Genomic DNA, 16,116 nt, shown 5'->3' on the forward strand with positions numbered 1-16,116 from the left:
ATGGTTTACAATGTTATAGGTATTATGTCCGGCAGCTCGCTGGACGGGTTGGATATCGCCTTTGTGCAGTTAACAGAAGTGCGGGGCCAATGGGAGTATCTGATCAAAGCCGCGGAATGCCTGCCGTACGAACCGGAATGGGAGCAGCGCCTGGCAGGCGCCACCACCTTGCCCGCCGGGGAATACATGTTATTGCATAGCCACTATGGACAATATATAGGCGCAAAAGTGAACCAGTTCATCACCAATCACCAGCTGGATCACCAGGTGCATTTTATCGCCTCTCACGGGCATACCACTTTCCACATGCCGGACCAGAAAATGACAGCCCAGCTGGGAGAGGGCGCTGCCATTGCCGCCGTAACCGGCCTGCCCGTGATCAATGACCTGCGCGCCATGGATGTAGCCCTTGGCGGACAAGGCGCGCCCATAGTGCCTATTGGCGAACAGCTGCTGTTGCCCGGCTACCAGTACTGGCTGAACCTGGGCGGCATTGCCAACGTATCCGCCCCCCTGGCCGGCGGCTTTGCCGCATTCGATATCTGCCCCGCCAACCGGGTGCTGAATGCCCTGGCCACAGAACTGGGCCGCCCGTACGACGAAAATGGGAACCTGGCGGCGGGTGGTATTACAGATAAACACCTGTTAACCGCGCTGAATGCCCTGCCTTATTATGAAGCGCCCTGGCCTAAATCCCTGGCCAATGAATTTGGTACGGAAACCGTGCTGCCACTGATCCGTAATACGCGAATTTCCATTCAAGGCAAGCTTAATACCTATACCCAACATATAGCCGTGCAGATAGCCCGCGCGGTAACCATGCTGCAGGAGAAAGAAGCGCCCGCAGGCGAGCAGAAAATGCTGATTACCGGCGGTGGCGCGTTTAATGGGTTTTTAGTAAAACAGATCCAGGAGCAATTGCAGCCGCTTAATGTAACGGTGGTAGTGCCGGATGAGCAGACCGTGAATTTTAAGGAGGCGGTTGTTATGGCGCTGATAGGGGCATTGCGTTGGCGGCAGGAGCGGAATGTGCTGGCCTCTGTGACGGGGGCGGAAAGGGATAGTGTAGGAGGGGCGTTGTGGCAGGGGTGATAAAATAACAACGTAATATTTTCAACCTATTTACCTATGAAATTTACCCAAAGAAACATTGGTTTAGTACTGGTATACGTCCTTTGTGCATTGGTAGCGTTTGCTCCTTTATCAGGCTGTTTGATGCACTATCATCAGTTATATGCAATGCTGCCTTTCACAGGCTATTATCCATATATAACACTGTACTTTTGTGGCCCGGTGCTGGTTATATCGGGTTTGATATTATACTATGGGTATAAGCATCGTATAACCGGAGGATGGTTTTTCATAGTTGGATTATGTGTTATAGCTGCGATCATATATGCATTGAAAGATGGGATTAGATAAATGGCAAAAAGCTTAAAAAATAGATACAAACCCAAACCCATCCCCATCAAACAACCCTTTATCACTCAGCTTCAAATGCGGGATCACCAACAATGCCATAAACGATAACGTCATAAACGGCGCCCCTAACTCACTTCCTAACTCCTTAGCCGCTTTATCCAGCGCGCTATATCGCTCCGCCACCACATACCCATCCAGCTGGCTCATTAACCCGGCCACCGGTAACGGCAACACCTGCACCTCATCCCCATTCACCACACTAATGCCGCCCCGCTCCCGTATCACCGCATTCACCGCCGCGCACAGGCTCTCATCATCCACGCCCACCGCAATAATATTATGACTATCATGCGCTACAGAAGACGCAACAGCGCCTTTAGTAAACCCAAAATTCCGGATAAAACCCAGCGCCGCTGGTGCGGGTTGATAACGGTTCACCACCGCCAGCTTCAACACATCCTGTGAGGGATCACTATATAAAGCTCCATCTTTTACCGGCAATGTAGCGCTGATACGATTCGTGATCAGCTGCCCATCCAGTGCTTCAATTACCTGCACCACCGCTGTTTGCGCATCACCGTCCACAGGTATACGAAAATCCTCTGGCGTTTGCCTGCGGCAGTCAAAATTGTTTACAATACCGGCCTTTACAGAATTGATCAATGTTTTGCCGGCAGCAGCCACCTGTATACCATTGATATAGGTGGATAGTACGTTAAATTCAGTAGTATTATCAACCACCACAAAATCCGCAGGATCGCCTTCGCGCAGCAATCCCACATCCATCTTATAATGCAGCACCGGGTTCACGCACGCGGCGCGTAACACCTTAAACAGGTCTATACCCAGCGCCAGCGCCCTGCGTACCAGCAGGTTAATATGTCCCTCTACCAGGCTGTCCGGGTGTTTATCATCACTGCAGAACATGATCTTTTCCGGGTGGTCATGTAACAGCGGTATAAGCGCGTCAAAATTCCTGGCGGCGCTGCCTTCCCTTATCAGGATATGCATGCCGTACTGTAATTTCTCCAGCGCTTCTTCTATCGTAAAACATTCATGATCGGTGCTAATGCCGGCGGCAATGTATTGCTGCGCCGCTTCGCCCCGCAGGCCGGGCGCATGGCCGTCTACCGGTTTGCCTGCTGCTTTGGCTACCGCTATTTTTGCCATTACTTCCTGGTCTTTGTGCAGCACACCCGGGAAGTTCATCATTTCTGACAGGTATTTTACCTGGGGCAGTTGCAGCAGGTCGGCCACATCCTTCACATCTACGGTAGCGCCGGCTGTTTCAAAACTTGTGGCTGGCACACAGGAGGGAGCGCCAAAATAGCTTTTGAACGGCGTTTGCAGGCCGTTCTCCATCATGTAGATCACACCGGGCACACCCAGCACATTGGCTATCTCATGCGGATCAGAGATAGTGCCCACTGTGCCGTGTACCACCGCCAGCCTGGCAAATTCCGCCGGCGTAAGCATGGAGCTCTCTATATGTACATGGGCGTCCACAAAACCAGGCAGCAGGTATTGCTCATACGGTCCCGCAGACCGCTCGATCCGCCGGATGCGGCCGTTTTCGATATGCAGTGTAGCGGGGTATATCTCTTGTTGTAATATATCTATCAGGTTACCGGAGAGCTGGAAATTGTTCATAACAGTAAAGATATCACATGGGCCGGTATAAATGACCATCTGACCGCTTTTATAGCCGGATGGCCGGGTCCGCCTTGGGGGATTTAACTTTATTCCTGTAATTTGTGCTATTAAAACTTTATTTTATGAAAATGAGCAAAATGTTGACCCTCCTGTTCATTGCGGTTACAACAGTATGCGGCGTACACGCACAAACGGTGGACGATATCGTAAATAAACATATTGCTGCTATGGGCGGGGCCGACAAATTGAAAGACCTCCAGAGCATGTATACAGAAGGCGTAATGGAAGTACGCGGCATGGAAATACCCATTAAGCTGTGGGTGGTGAATGACAAAGCCATCCGTATGGAATTTGAAGTGATGGGCTCTAATAACATACAGGTAGTGACCCGCGATAAGGGCTGGATGCAAATGGCTATGCAGGGCAATGAGCCTAAAGAAATGGACTCCGCCATGGTGCGCACCATGCAGCCCCGCCTGGACCTGGCCGGCGAACTGTATAACTATAAGGCAAGAGGCCGTAAGATCACCCTGGAAGGCAAGGAAACTACCGATGGGGCAGAGGCCTACAAGCTGAAAGTGCTCAATCCCAACGGCGCGGAGCTTACCATATTTGTGGATGCCGCCACCTATTACATTGATAAGATCAAGACCCGTATGAATGTACAGGGGCAGGATATGGAGCTGACCACCGTGTTAAGCGATTACAAGAAAACGCCCAACGGTTTTGTATATCCTTCCAGCACTACCCAGGACCCTATTGGTACCAAGATCAGCGTGAGCAAGGTAGACATTAACCAGCCGGTGGATGACAGCCTGTTCCAGATGCCAAAGAAATAATTACCGCATTTATTTATACAGATCCTTCATGGCGGCTGCTTCAGCCGCCATTTTTTGTACCAGGCGGGCAGGTTCCAGCACCTTCACATTGGCGCCATAACTCAGCAGCATCATCTGCAGCTCCGGGTTGATCACCACGTTCAGCGATATACGGCATTCCTGCGCCGTATCTGCCAATAACTGCTGGGAACTATGTAATGGCTGTGATTTAATGTATTTACCCTGGTGCGGGGTAAAGGACAGCACTACATTTTCAGGCTCCCCTTCCAGCACGGTAATGCCGATCGCGTTGCGGTAATAGCTGGCGTCATCAAAATTCTTTTCGTCAAAATGTTTATTGGTAGGCCATAACTGCACGATCCTGTCCAGCGCAAAAGTGAGCAGGGTACCGCCTTTGGCTTTCTGGCTTTTGCCTATCAGGTAAAAACGGTGCTGGTATTCTCGCAGGTGATAGGGCTCCACCCAATGCTCTTTGGGCTCGTTGCGGTCAAAGCTCTGGTAGGCGATACGTATCACCTCCAGGTTCTTGATGGCGTCTACAATATCCCGGATATGCTCTGCGCCCTTATACTGCGCGGCGCCACGGGTAAATTTGATCAGGCCTTTATGCTCCAGCGCCTGCCGGTTCATTTTCAGGCTGGCGGCTATTTTCAGGATGGCGTCTTCAAACTGCTGCACCACAGGCAGGCTGCGGAACTGTTCCAATATGCCAATGGCAATTTCCAGGCCCTGCAGGTCAGCCTCTTCAATAGGGATATTACTGATGGAATAGGACTCGTCCTCATAACGGTAAGTACCGCTGCTGCGCTCATACAGGATAGGAGCCATATAGTTCAGCTCCGGGTCCTGGCGCATATCCTGTATATCTTTCTGTATGGTACGGGTAGAGATAGTAGCATCCATTTTCTCCGACACATAGGCTATCAGCGTATCCAGGGTAGGCTTGGGCAGGCGCTTGTTGCGCAGGCGCTCGTCTATCCAGCGGTAACGGGAAAGCGCATCTTTATTCTTTGGCATGGATAATAAGGGTTTTGGGCGCTAAAAATAAGTAATAAAGCCCGTAAACAGGGGATGGATAGTGCTGAAATAAAGTTTTTTTATCAACGCAGCACTACGCAAATCCCGTGCGTTTTGCCCAGGTAGCTTTGTATCGTTATCAAATACCTGAGATGATGAATAAGGCAAAAACACAACATTCACTGAACCAGAAAAAAGTACTGTTGAACGAGGTAAATACCGCGTCCGCCACCGAATGTCAGGCTATTTCAATAAGCCAGATCATATTGGATGATTCCAATTACCTCACTTTCTGGGGTAATATAAAAACAGCAGATGGCTGGTTACGTTGCGATTTTATAACAAATTATGATGTGCTGAACGATATGCTGCGTTATGCCGGCGAGCACCGGGATATAGTACAGATGAGCGTTGTACAGCACCTTGAAGATATGCAGCACATTCCCGAAGTGGTGGACCTGGAAGCCAAACTTGGCGATGCTATTGTCTTTGACAATATGTTGTTCCAGCTAAGCCGCCCCCGCCTGCAGCAGCATGGCCGCTGGGTAGAATACGCGGAAGGCGCCTGCTATTACATTACCCGGGTAACGCCGCTGCCGGTAAAGGAAACTCCCCGGCCCGCGGAGCAGATAGACCAATGTATGGCCCTGCTTTGCAAAAGCTATGAGCTGTACCTGGGCTACCTGGAGCTGGAATTTGAAGAAACAGCCGCCCGCCAGGAAGCAAATTTGAGTGATGACCTGAAATATACCATGGCCTATTGCGCATGGAAGCAACAAGGCCTGTAACCCCATTGTTAACCCCGGATTTGACCCCGGTTTGATACGATCCCATGAACCCCCTTTTTATCCCTTTACCGCTTAACTGTTAACCCCTATCTCTGAGCCATAGTTGTTTGTTAAAACCCTTCCCTACCCCTGACCGGGGTAGGGAAAAAATTTTCAAAAAAGCATCTTAAAGTCTATAAAAATTGTAGGAAATTATTACATTTGGTGTTATAAAGGACAAACCATGAGTATCAGACTAGGAGATATAGCGCCTAATTTTCAGGCACAGACAACCCAGGGAGAGATCGATTTTTACGAGTTCTTAGGAGATAGCTGGGGCATATTATTTTCACACCCTGCGGATTATACCCCGGTGTGTACCACAGAATTAGGTAAAACCGCCCTCCTGAAGGACGAATTTGCCAAACGTAATGTAAAAGTACTGGCTGTCAGTGTAGATCCCCTAGATAAACACAAAGGCTGGATCAACGATATCAACGAGACCCAGAACTGTGAAGTGACTTTCCCTATCATCGCGGACGAAGACAGAAAAGTGGCCGGCCTGTATGACATGATCCACCCTAACGCTTCCGAGACCTTTACCGTAAGGTCCCTGTTCGTGATAGGCCCCGATAAAAAGGTGAAACTCACCATCACTTACCCCGCCTCTACCGGCAGGAACTTCTTTGAAGTGCTGCGTGTGGTGGACTCCCTGCAGCTGACCGCCAACTATAGCGTGGCTACCCCGGCTGACTGGAAAGATGGCGAAGACGTGATCGTAACAGCCGCCGTGAAAACAGAAGATATACCGGCGCGTTTCCCTAAAGGGCACAAGATCATTAAGCCTTACCTGAGAACTACCCCCCAGCCGAACAAATAAGGCGGGTATAGTGTTAAAGGCTAACAAACAAACGAAATAAAAAAAGCCTCCACGGAGGCTTTTACTTATAAAGACTTTTTAATGGTTGGTTTTTGATTTTTACGAAACGGGGATTTTTCCCCGTTTTTTATTTTATACCAACCTAGGCCTGCTGGCCCTTATGTTTGCGCAACTGGCTTAGCACAGCCTGCATATCCTTGGGCAGGGGCGCTTCCACCACCTGGTCTGCCCCTTGCTGGTCTTTAAACTGCAGCTGCCAGGCATGCAGGGCCAAACGGCTCATCAGGGGGCGCTCTTCCTCTGTAAACTTACCCAGGCGGAACTTCTTTTTGATAGCGGATAACAGGATAGGCGACGCGTTGCCATACAGCTCATCCACCGCAATGGGATGGCCCATATGTTTCATATGTACCCGTATCTGGTGGGTACGGCCGGTATGGATCTCCAGTTTTACCAGGCTGTACAGGCCGCCAAAGGTTTCCTGTACTTCGTAGTCCGTCAGGGCGGTCTTTCCCCGGCGGTTGGTCACCATTTTACCCCGCTGCACCGGGTGCTCCATAATAGGCTCGTTCACGCTGCCACTGGCTGGTACCAGCTCGCCGGTTACCAGCCCCAGGTAGAATTTCCGTACCTCGCGCGACTCAAATAACTGGGAATAATAGCGGTGGGCCGCTTCATTACGGGCAAACAGGATCAATCCACTGGTATCCCGGTCCAGGCGGTGCACCGTAAAAATATTCCCGTAGGCCTTTTTAAGCTGGGTTTGGAGGGAGGGCAGCTCCTGATCATGCCGGTCAGGGATGGTAAGTAGCCCTGAAGGTTTGTTCAGTATCAGGTAATCATCTGTTACTTTTATCAGCCAATCGTTAACCATAAGCTCTTAGCGTTTATCTGTCAGCTTTTAGCCGTTCACCAGTACAGTCGGTCCAGTGCTAACAGCTAAAAGCTAACAGCTAAACGCTGTTATTTAAAGTGTTTCAGTAGTATTATTTCTTTGTCAGACAACATGCGCCACCTGCCGCGGTTCACGTTCTTTTTGGTAAGGCCGGCGTACATAACACGGTCCAGCTTTTCTACCTTGTATTCCAGGTGCTCAAAAATGCGGCGCACAATACGGTTTTTACCGCTGTGTATCTCAATGCCCACTTGTTTTTTATCCTTTGGATCCACATAACCCAGGGCGTCCACCAGGGCCAGGCCGTCTTCCAGCGTAACGCCGTTGATGATCTTGTCAAAATCCGCCTTGGTCAATGGTTTATCCAGTTCTACCTGGTAGATCTTCTTGATATTATGTTTGGGATGCGCCAGCTTCTGGGCCAGTTCCCCATCATTGGTAAGCAGTAACAGGCCGGAAGTATTGCGGTCCAGGCGGCCTACAGGGAATACCCGCTCATCCGTGGCATCCGCTATCAGTTCCATAACGGTCTGGCGGCCTTCCGGGTCGTCTGTGGTGGTAATATAACCCTTGGGTTTATTCAGGAGGATGTACACCAGGTTCTTCTGGATGGTGATCCGTTTGTTGGCCACCTTCACCTGGTCCTTGTCCGTTACCTTAAACGCCGGTTCCAGTACCTGTTGGTCGTTTACGGTGACTTTACCTTCCTTTATATAGTCTACCGCTTTGCGGCGGGAGCATACGCCGCAATGGGCAATGTATTTATTCAGCGGCATGCCTTCGCCATCCAGGGTTTCTTCCCCTTCTTTGGAACGTTTGCCTTTGCTGTTAAAGCTATCCGCATCCCGCGATTTCCGGGGGGCTGTTTTCCGGGCCTGTTTATCCGCAAAGCGGTCATTGGCCCGGTCAAAGAATTTCTGGCGGTTAAAGCCGCTGGGCGTTTCCCTTACAGGGCCTTTACGCTCCGGCTGAAAATCGCCATGGAAGCTGCTATCGTCATTATCGCGCTTAGCGGCGGGGCGGGCAGGTCTGTCGCCGGCTGTTTTCCTGGCCGGGCGTTTATCCTCGCTGCGGAAACCGCCTTTATCATCATCCCGCTTAAAGGTACGGGCCGGTTTGCCATCCGCCCTTCTGGCCGGACGCTTGTCCTCGCTGCGGAAACCGCCTTTATCATCATCCCGTTTAAAAGTACGGGCCGGTTTGCCGTCCGCCCTTCTGGCCGGGCGTTTATCCTCACTGCGGAAACCGCCTTTATCATCATCCCGTTTGAACGTACGGGCCGGTTTGTCATCATCTTTCCGTACGCCGCGTGCCGGGCGTTCGCCTTCACTGTTACGTTTATCTGTACTGCGCTTGTTCTCTTTAAATGGAGAGAAGCCTTTAGTAGCGGCAGGTTTGTTTTTTTTCATCCTTGATTGTTAGCTTTTTGTTTGCATTATCCCTTATTCGCCAGTTGTCCGCAGGCGGCATCAATATCCTTGCCGCGGCTGCGCCGCAGGCGGGCATTGACCCGGTTTTTGCCCAGGTACTGCATAAATTGCTCTACGGCATCTTCGTCCGGCTTCTGAAAACGCGCATTATCAATGGGGTTGTACTCAATGATATTGATCAGGTCCGCCGGTACCTGCCGGTAGATCTTGATCAGCTCATCAGCGTCCTTCAGAGAGTCGTTAAAGTTCTGGAACAGGATATATTCAAAGGAGATCTGGTTTTGGGTGGCCTTGTAAAAATAGTTCAGGGCGTCTACCAGCACCTTCAGGTTGTTGGTGTCGTTGATCGGCATGATCTCGCTGCGCTTACGGTCATTGGCCGCGTGCAGGGAAAGCGCCAGGTTAAACCGTACCTGATCATCGCCCAGCTGCTGTATCATCTTGGCTACGCCCGCGGTGGATACGGTGATCCTTTTGGGAGACATGGCCAAACCACCATCAGGAGAGGTGATCCTTTCTATAGACTGCAGCACATTACGGTAATTAAGCAGGGGCTCGCCCATACCCATATACACGATATTGCTCAGTTTTTTGCCGGATGATTCCAGGGATTGCTGGTTCAGGATGGCTACCTCGTCATAGATCTCGTCAAAATCCAGGTTACGTTTGCGGTCCATATAACCGGTAGCGCAGAATTTGCAGCTCAGGCTGCAGCCTACCTGGGAGGATACACAGGCTGTTTGCCTGTTTTCTGTGGGGATCAATACCCCCTCTACCAGGTGCCCGTCATGCAGGCGGAAACGGCTTTTGATGGTACCGTCCTCGCTCACCTGGGTGGTATCCACCTTCAGGGCCGGGAGGGTAAAATGCTCTTCCAGCGCGGCGCGCAATGGCTTGGAGAGGTTGGTCATTGCCTCAAAGCTGGCGGCATGTTTCAGCCACAGCCATTCGTACACCTGTTTAGCGCGGAAAGGCTTTTCTCCGATCGTGTTAAAATACTCCTGGATAGCCGCTAAGCTAAGGTGCCGGATGTTCTTCTTGTCAGATTTCATCTCTGAAAAATAGTTTGTTTCGAAGTGATTGTCTTTTGCTGCATTCACTGGGGCCTGTCAGCGCCGGTGAACGTTTCGCATTTCATTTTCCACAATGACCTTCTTCGTTTTGATTCGTTTGTAAAGGCCAGATAGAACCTGCCATTTTAATTATCAGTGATCCCTGAATGAGTAAATGGCTGCCTTACGGCAGTCGGAAAGCAACCGCAAAGGTACATAATTTAGTTTATTAGTAGACAGGCGCTGCGGACAAGGGCAGGATACAGCCCTTCTGGCCTCTTTCAATCCATTGAAAATGAATCGTCGCTTTTCCCTTACTTTTACACCTCAATTTTGAAAAACATGCAAGCTGCTTATATAGTTGACGCCGTACGTACCCCCATTGGCAAATATGCCGGAGCGCTGCGGACCGTTAGGCCGGATGATATGCTGGCGCTTATGATCCGTTCGCTCATGGAGCGCAACCCGGGCGTAGACCCTGCCGCCATAGAGGATGTGATTGCTGGTGCGGCCAACCAGGCCGGAGAAGATAACCGGGATGTGGCCCGTATGGCAGCCCTGCTGGCCGGCCTGCCCGTATCAGTGGCCGGCAATACGGTAAACCGCCTCTGCGCCAGTGGCTTGCAGGCCATTATGGACGCCGCCCGTGCCGTAATGTGCGGTGAGGGGGAGATTTACCTGGCTGGCGGCGTGGAAAGCATGACCCGTGCCCCTTTTGTAATGGCCAAGGCAGAAGGTCCCTTTGCCCGTAAGAACGAAATGTTTGACAGTACCATTGGCTGGCGCTTTACCAACCCTAAGATGATAGACCTTTATCATCCTTATTCCATGGGCGAGACTGCGGAGAACGTAGCCCGCCAATGGCAGATAAGCCGGGAAGACCAGGACCTGTTTGCCTTTGGCAGTCAGCAGAAATACCAGCAGGCGCTGGCAGCCGGTAAATGGCAGGCAGAGATCATCCCGGTGGAGATCACGCCCAACAAAGAAGAGCGCGTGGTAGTAGCGAAGGACGAACCGCCCCGCGAAACCTTCCTGGAAAAACTGGCCGCTTTAAAACCCGCTTTTGCCAAGGATGGCAGCGTAACCGCAGGTAACTCCTCCAGTATCAACGATGGCGCTTCCATGGTGCTCATCGTATCTGAAAGCGCGTTGAAACGTTTCAACCTTACGCCCATGGCGAAGATAAAGGCAATGGCAGTAGCCGGCGTAGACCCTTCTATTATGGGCATAGGCCCCGTGCCATCCTCCCAGAAAGCATTACGCCGCGCGGGCCTCACCGTAGACCAGCTGGACCTCGTAGAGCTGAATGAGGCTTTTGCCTCTCAGTCCCTGGCGTGTATGCGCGACCTGGGCCTGAACCCGGATAAAGTGAATGTGAACGGCGGCTCCATAGCGATAGGTCATCCCCTGGGCTGCAGCGGCGCCCGCATTACCACTACTTTATTACATGAGATGAAACGCCGGCCGGATAGCCGTTACGGTCTCGCGACCATGTGTGTAGGCGTAGGACAAGGGGCTGCGATCATTTACGAAAAATGCTAAGAGAAGGAGAGAAGGCCGCTACTCAAATAAGCGGTACTTAAACAGGTAAGATATTCCTGAGAAGAATAAAACTGGCATAAAATAAACGAGCGGTCGGATACTACCGGCCGCCCGTTGATGGCAAGCAAAAAAAGGGATCACAAACAAATCTGCTTCTCCGTCATCATCTTACGGAGATTGATTAAGCCATAACGCATACGGCCTAATGCGGTATTGATACTCACCTGGGTGAGGTCTGCAATTTCTTTGAAACTTAGTTCAGCATAGTGACGGAGGATGATCACCTCACGTTGTTCTTCCGGCAACATATCCAGCATCTTACGTACCCGGTCATGACTCTGGCGCGTGATCATCAGATCTTCCGCACAACTGTCACTGAATCCCAATACGTTAAAGATGTCCTTGTCATCGCCGGTCTTGATAACAGGCGTGCGTTTGATCTTCCGGAAATGGTCCACGCACAGGTTATGCGCTATACGCATAGCCCAGGGCAGGAACTTACCTTTTTCAGTATAACGCTCCGCACGGATCGTATCTATGATCTTAATAAAGGTATCCTGGAAAATATCTTCAGCCAGAAAGGGATCTTTTACAAGTAAAACGATGGACGTGAACAGTTTGTCCTTGTGGCGGTATACTAATTCCTCCAATGCAGAGGAGTGACCCTTCTTAAAGAGGGTAATTAGTTGTTCATCGTTTAATTTATACATTATTTGCATAAACATCTACTAATAGCGGGTTAGTAAATAATACGGACTTAACAGTCTGTAGGTTGTGTGTTAAGTAAAGTTTATGCTATAATCTGGAAGTTTTATTGATTAAATATTGGTTCTTGCTAAATCTAAGGTATAGAGTATGTCTGTTGCAAATATAGTTGAATGTTTCAATAAAACAATTACCGCAAAATAAATTTCACGATGATTTTCGTCAGTTCCCAACCCGCTGTATGGGCTTACCATGGCGGGCTTCAATGATCCTGGTCAGTCAGGATGTCGTAACTGTAACAGTATCAATGTGGTCCATGTAACGTAACCCGCGCTCCTTGGTCATTAGCGAAATATGGAAAAGAGTAGAACGGGCGGCCGCCGTCAGGGTTAGGACTGCCAACTTTCGTCAGAATACCGTACTTTCGGAGATACATTTATTTTGGACAAGCGTACATAGCCCGCCATCTGCTGCCTGCTATCACAAGCGCCGGCAATGGATCAGGGCTTTTATTCAGATTGTCAACTTTTTCGAGGAAATTTGCGCTTTAATCATGGCTACAAAAGTAAAGAAACAGGAAGCAGTAATTGATGATCAGGCAGTTAGCACACAGGATCATATCTTTATAAAGGGAGCACGGGTACATAATCTCAAGAATGTCAGCGTCTCCATCCCCCGCAGCAAGCTGGTAGTGGTAACCGGGGTCTCGGGCTCCGGTAAGTCATCCCTCACGATGGATACCCTGTATGCTGAGGGGCAGCGCCGCTATGCGGAAAGCCTCAGCGCCTACGCCCGCCAGTTCCTCATGCGTATGAACAAGCCGGATGTGGATTATATTAAAGGTATCTGCCCCGCTATTGCCATAGAGCAGAAGGTGATCACCCGCACGCCCCGCTCCACGGTGGGGTCTATGACGGAGATCTATGACTACCTCCGCCTGCTGTTTGCCCGCATTGGCAAAACATATTCCCCCATCTCCGGCCAGCTGGTAAAAAAGCACGAGGTAAGCGATGTGGTGGACTTCATCTCCCGGCTGCCCATAGGCAGTAAAGTACAGATCATTGTCCCGTTCCGCCGTCACGCCAAACGCGATGTGAAGGAAGAACTGAACATATTGATGCAGAAGGGCTTCTCCCGTTTATATATCACCGGTAAGGAAGGCGGCCAGCTGCTGCGTATAGAGGAGCTGCTGGAAGAAAAGAAACCTGCCGTAAGCGCAGATACCTTTGTGCTGATAGACCGCGTGGTAGTAAAGGAGTTTGACGAGGATGATAAACATCGTATCGCGGATTCCGTACAAACCGCTTTCTATGAAAGCGAAGGCGATTGCCTGATAGAAATAGACGGTACCCGTCAGCAACACTTCTCCAACCGTTTTGAGCTGGATGGGATCCAGTTTGAAGAGCCGGTACCCAACCTGTTCTCCTTTAATAACCCTTATGGCGCCTGCCCGGTATGCGAAGGCTTTGGTCAGGTGTTGGGTATAGACCCGGACCTGGTAATACCGGATAAACGTCTGAGTGTATATGAAGGCGGCATTGCGCCCTGGAGAGGGGAGAAGATGGGCGAGTACAAAGAAGCCCTCATAAAAGCCGCCCGTAAGTTTAACTTCCCGGTGCACAAACCCATCGCAGAGCTAACGGACGAGCAGCAAAAGATGTTGTGGACAGGCAATGAGCATTTCTACGGCATCAACGAGTTTTTTAAGATGGTGGAGCAGAACTTGTATAAGGTGCAGTACCGCGTACTGCAAGCCCGCTACCGCGGTCGTACCGTGTGCCACGAGTGCGGCGGCGGCCGCCTGCGCAAGGAGGCCCTGTACATAAAGGTAGGCGGCAAGAACATCGCGGAACTGGTAGACCTGCCGGTAACAGACCTGAAAGATTGGTTTGACCAGCTGCAGCTCAGCGAGTACGATCAGCAAGTGGCCAAACGTATACTTATAGAAGTACATCACCGCATCAAGACCCTGCTGGATGTTGGCCTGGGCTACCTGACCATGAACCGCGTGGCCAATACGCTCAGCGGTGGGGAAAGTCAGCGTATACAGCTTACCCGTTCCCTGGGTAGTAACCTCACCAACTCCCTCTACATCCTGGATGAGCCCAGCATAGGCCTGCACGCCCGCGATACGCACCGCCTTATAGGCGTGCTAAAGGAGCTGCGTAACCTGGGTAATACCGTAGTGGTGGTAGAGCATGATGACCTGATGATGCAGGAGGCGGATTATATCATAGATATGGGCCCGCTGGCCAGCCACCTCGGTGGGGAAGTGATCTTTGCTGGTACCTACCAGGAAATGCTCAAGGATCCCAACAGCCTTACCGGCAAATACCTGAGCGGCCAAATGACCATAGATCCGCCTACCCATGTACGTAAATGGAAACATGCCATTACGCTCGAAGGCTGCCGGCAGCATAACCTGAAGGATATTAATGTAGACTTTCCGCTTCAGGTGCTCTGTGTAGTAAGCGGTGTAAGCGGCTCCGGGAAAACCACGCTGGTAAAACAGATCCTGTACCCCGCGCTCATGAAGCTGAAAGGCGAGTTTGCGGAAAGGGTAGGGCAGTACCGCGCACTAAAAGGCGCCGTGGATGATATCACGCAGATAGAGATGGTGGATCAGAACCCCATCGGTAAATCATCCCGCTCTAACCCGGTTACTTATATCAAGGCGTATGATGAGATCCGTGACCTGTTTGCCAAACAACCGCTTAGCAAGATGCGCGGCTTCCTGCCCAAACATTTTTCATTTAACGTAGATGGCGGCCGTTGCGACGCCTGTAAAGGAGAAGGGGAAGTGATCGTTGAAATGCAGTTCCTGGCAGATGTGCACCTGACCTGCGAAAGCTGCGGCGGTAAACGCTTTAAGGACGAAGTGCTGGAAGTGACCTACAAAGGCAAGAACATATACGATGTGCTGGAAATGGGCGTAGATGAAGCGCTGGACTTTTTCCGCGATGAGAAGGACGTATGCAACAAGATCCGCCCGCTGAGCGATGTGGGTTTAGGTTACGTAAAACTGGGCCAGAGCAGTGATACCCTCAGCGGTGGCGAGGCGCAACGCGTAAAGCTGGCTTCCTTCCTGGGCAAAGGCCGGGCGCAGGGGCATATCCTGTTCATCTTTGACGAGCCAACCACAGGATTGCATTTCCATGATATCAAAAAGCTCCTGAACTCATTTAATGCGTTAATAGACCAGGGCCATTCCGTACTGGTCATAGAGCATAATATGGATGTGATCCGCAGTGCGGACTGGGTGATAGACCTGGGACCGGAAGGCGGCGCCGGCGGCGGTAACCTGCTGTACACCGGTGTGCCCACAGGATTAAAGAAAGTGAAGGAAAGTTATACAGGTAAGTACCTGTAAGTAACAGCTATTCATAAAACGCGCAGGCCGGATGATCATTCATCCGGCCTGCGCGTTTATACCTTCAGGGAACGGTTATCTTAACCGGTCCAGTGATTTGATCAGTTTCTCATCCTTATAAATGCCCCTGGCCGCCAGGAACAGGAAAATAAGGATCAGGATAGGCAGAAAAGCGCCCGGCAGGTAAGTAGCGGATATGATGTTCAAACCGGCCGCTACCAGGCCATTAGCATGGTCCTGTACCTTAAAATACTGTAACGCAATAGCGCCTATCGCAAAAAGTACATTGATCACCGTTAACCGGAACTGCAGCTTGCGGTTCTTATACAGGAAAATACAGATAAGGGCCAGCAGCACAATGATCATGTATACAGTAAATACCAGGTAGCTGGATTGGGCATTGAAATAGCTCTCCGTATTGTTGCTCAATTTGGCTTTCCACAGGTTAAGGAACCAGGTGGCAGTACCGGCCCCGGCCGCCAGCAACAGGTAAAGGCTTTGAATGCGTTGTATCATGATATTTGCAAATGTTTAACAACCGTAA

The 16,116-nt window shown here is 50.7% G+C and carries 13 protein-coding genes; 6 read left to right on the forward strand and 7 right to left on the reverse strand.

Annotated elements, in window-relative coordinates; translation table 11 throughout:
* Window positions 1-1,092, forward strand: a complete 1,092-nt coding sequence (locus tag F0L74_RS06425; RefSeq protein ID WP_149836977.1) for an anhydro-N-acetylmuramic acid kinase — start codon at window positions 1-3, stop codon at window positions 1,090-1,092.
* A 342-nt stretch (window positions 1,093-1,434) separates the two neighbouring features.
* On the opposite strand, the gene ade is transcribed toward F0L74_RS06425, so the two are convergent.
* A complete protein-coding gene (gene ade / locus F0L74_RS06430; protein ID WP_213086901.1) occupies window positions 1,435-3,072 on the reverse strand; it encodes an adenine deaminase in 1,638 nt (545 codons plus the stop codon).
* A 125-nt stretch (window positions 3,073-3,197) separates the two neighbouring features.
* Between ade and F0L74_RS06435 the strand changes: the two genes are divergently transcribed.
* Window positions 3,198-3,914, forward strand: a complete 717-nt coding sequence (locus F0L74_RS06435) for a LolA family protein (protein ID WP_149836979.1) — start codon at window positions 3,198-3,200, stop codon at window positions 3,912-3,914.
* A gap of 9 nt (window positions 3,915-3,923) precedes the next feature.
* Here F0L74_RS06435 and F0L74_RS06440 read toward each other — a convergent pair whose 3' ends face one another.
* Entirely contained in the window at window positions 3,924-4,931 is a 1,008-nt protein-coding gene (locus F0L74_RS06440; RefSeq protein ID WP_149836980.1) for a helix-turn-helix transcriptional regulator, read from the reverse strand.
* Window positions 4,932-5,083: 152 nt separating this feature from the next.
* On the opposite strand from F0L74_RS06440, the gene F0L74_RS06445 reads away from it, so the two are divergent.
* Entirely contained in the window at window positions 5,084-5,719 is a 636-nt protein-coding gene (locus F0L74_RS06445; RefSeq protein ID WP_149836981.1) for a hypothetical protein, read from the forward strand.
* A 223-nt stretch (window positions 5,720-5,942) separates the two neighbouring features.
* On the forward strand, window positions 5,943-6,578 hold the full coding sequence (locus tag F0L74_RS06450) for a peroxiredoxin (RefSeq protein WP_149836982.1): 636 nt from the start codon (window positions 5,943-5,945) through the stop codon (window positions 6,576-6,578).
* Between the two features lie 142 nt (window positions 6,579-6,720).
* Here F0L74_RS06450 and F0L74_RS06455 read toward each other — a convergent pair whose 3' ends face one another.
* The 3 genes from F0L74_RS06455 to rlmN all read right to left on the reverse strand — a co-directional run bounded on the left by F0L74_RS06455 (window position 6,721) and on the right by rlmN (window position 9,955).
* Window positions 6,721-7,452 carry an RluA family pseudouridine synthase gene (locus F0L74_RS06455; RefSeq protein WP_149836983.1) on the reverse strand — a complete coding sequence of 244 codons (732 nt, stop codon included), beginning with the start codon at window positions 7,450-7,452 and terminating at the stop codon, window positions 6,721-6,723.
* A gap of 89 nt (window positions 7,453-7,541) precedes the next feature.
* Window positions 7,542-8,882, reverse strand: coding sequence for a pseudouridine synthase (locus F0L74_RS33850; RefSeq protein ID WP_246197634.1), 1,341 nt, complete (start codon window positions 8,880-8,882; stop codon window positions 7,542-7,544).
* Between the two features lie 26 nt (window positions 8,883-8,908).
* Window positions 8,909-9,955, reverse strand: a complete 1,047-nt coding sequence (gene rlmN, locus F0L74_RS06465) for a dual-specificity RNA methyltransferase RlmN (protein ID WP_149836984.1) — start codon at window positions 9,953-9,955, stop codon at window positions 8,909-8,911.
* Window positions 9,956-10,297: 342 nt separating this feature from the next.
* Between rlmN and F0L74_RS06470 the strand changes: the two genes are divergently transcribed.
* Window positions 10,298-11,497 carry a thiolase family protein gene (locus F0L74_RS06470; RefSeq protein WP_149836985.1) on the forward strand — a complete coding sequence of 400 codons (1,200 nt, stop codon included), beginning with the start codon at window positions 10,298-10,300 and terminating at the stop codon, window positions 11,495-11,497.
* Window positions 11,498-11,634: 137 nt separating this feature from the next.
* Here the strand turns inward: F0L74_RS06470 and F0L74_RS06475 are convergent, their stop codons facing one another.
* Window positions 11,635-12,207: an RNA polymerase sigma factor gene (locus F0L74_RS06475; RefSeq protein WP_149836986.1), complete on the reverse strand. Its 573-nt coding sequence runs from the start codon at window positions 12,205-12,207 to the stop codon at window positions 11,635-11,637.
* A gap of 548 nt (window positions 12,208-12,755) precedes the next feature.
* Between F0L74_RS06475 and uvrA the strand changes: the two genes are divergently transcribed.
* Window positions 12,756-15,572: an excinuclease ABC subunit UvrA gene (gene uvrA, locus F0L74_RS06480; protein ID WP_149836987.1), complete on the forward strand. Its 2,817-nt coding sequence runs from the start codon at window positions 12,756-12,758 to the stop codon at window positions 15,570-15,572.
* A gap of 75 nt (window positions 15,573-15,647) precedes the next feature.
* Here the strand turns inward: uvrA and F0L74_RS06485 are convergent, their stop codons facing one another.
* The gene (locus tag F0L74_RS06485; protein ID WP_149836988.1) at window positions 15,648-16,088 is read right to left on the reverse strand and encodes a DUF4293 domain-containing protein; all 441 of its coding nucleotides are present in this window, start codon (window positions 16,086-16,088) and stop codon (window positions 15,648-15,650) included.
* Between the last annotated feature and the right edge of the window lie 28 nt (window positions 16,089-16,116).

Source organism: Chitinophaga agrisoli (assembly GCF_008386695.1).
In the GTDB taxonomy this organism is placed as follows: Bacteria; Bacteroidota; Bacteroidia; order Chitinophagales; family Chitinophagaceae; genus Chitinophaga; species Chitinophaga agrisoli.

Bases quoted from the DNA above. Each gene is read 5' to 3' on its own strand.
- uvrA (WP_149836987.1), top strand. From the start codon at position 12,756: ATGGCTACAAAAGTAAAGAAACAGGAAGCAGTAATTGATGATCAGGCA.
- F0L74_RS06475 (WP_149836986.1), bottom strand. From the start codon at position 12,207: ATGTATAAATTAAACGATGAACAACTAATTACCCTCTTTAAGAAGGGT.
- F0L74_RS06470 (WP_149836985.1), top strand. From the start codon at position 10,298: ATGCAAGCTGCTTATATAGTTGACGCCGTACGTACCCCCATTGGCAAA.
- F0L74_RS06455 (WP_149836983.1), bottom strand. From the start codon at position 7,452: ATGGTTAACGATTGGCTGATAAAAGTAACAGATGATTACCTGATACTG.
- F0L74_RS06435 (WP_149836979.1), top strand. From the start codon at position 3,198: ATGAAAATGAGCAAAATGTTGACCCTCCTGTTCATTGCGGTTACAACA.
- rlmN (WP_149836984.1), bottom strand. From the start codon at position 9,955: ATGAAATCTGACAAGAAGAACATCCGGCACCTTAGCTTAGCGGCTATC.
- F0L74_RS06445 (WP_149836981.1), top strand. From the start codon at position 5,084: ATGATGAATAAGGCAAAAACACAACATTCACTGAACCAGAAAAAAGTA.
- F0L74_RS06440 (WP_149836980.1), bottom strand. From the start codon at position 4,931: ATGCCAAAGAATAAAGATGCGCTTTCCCGTTACCGCTGGATAGACGAG.
- F0L74_RS06450 (WP_149836982.1), top strand. From the start codon at position 5,943: ATGAGTATCAGACTAGGAGATATAGCGCCTAATTTTCAGGCACAGACA.
- F0L74_RS33850 (WP_246197634.1), bottom strand. From the start codon at position 8,882: ATGAAAAAAAACAAACCTGCCGCTACTAAAGGCTTCTCTCCATTTAAA.
- F0L74_RS06425 (WP_149836977.1), top strand. From the start codon at position 1: ATGGTTTACAATGTTATAGGTATTATGTCCGGCAGCTCGCTGGACGGG.
- F0L74_RS06485 (WP_149836988.1), bottom strand. From the start codon at position 16,088: ATGATACAACGCATTCAAAGCCTTTACCTGTTGCTGGCGGCCGGGGCC.
- ade (WP_213086901.1), bottom strand. From the start codon at position 3,072: ATGAACAATTTCCAGCTCTCCGGTAACCTGATAGATATATTACAACAA.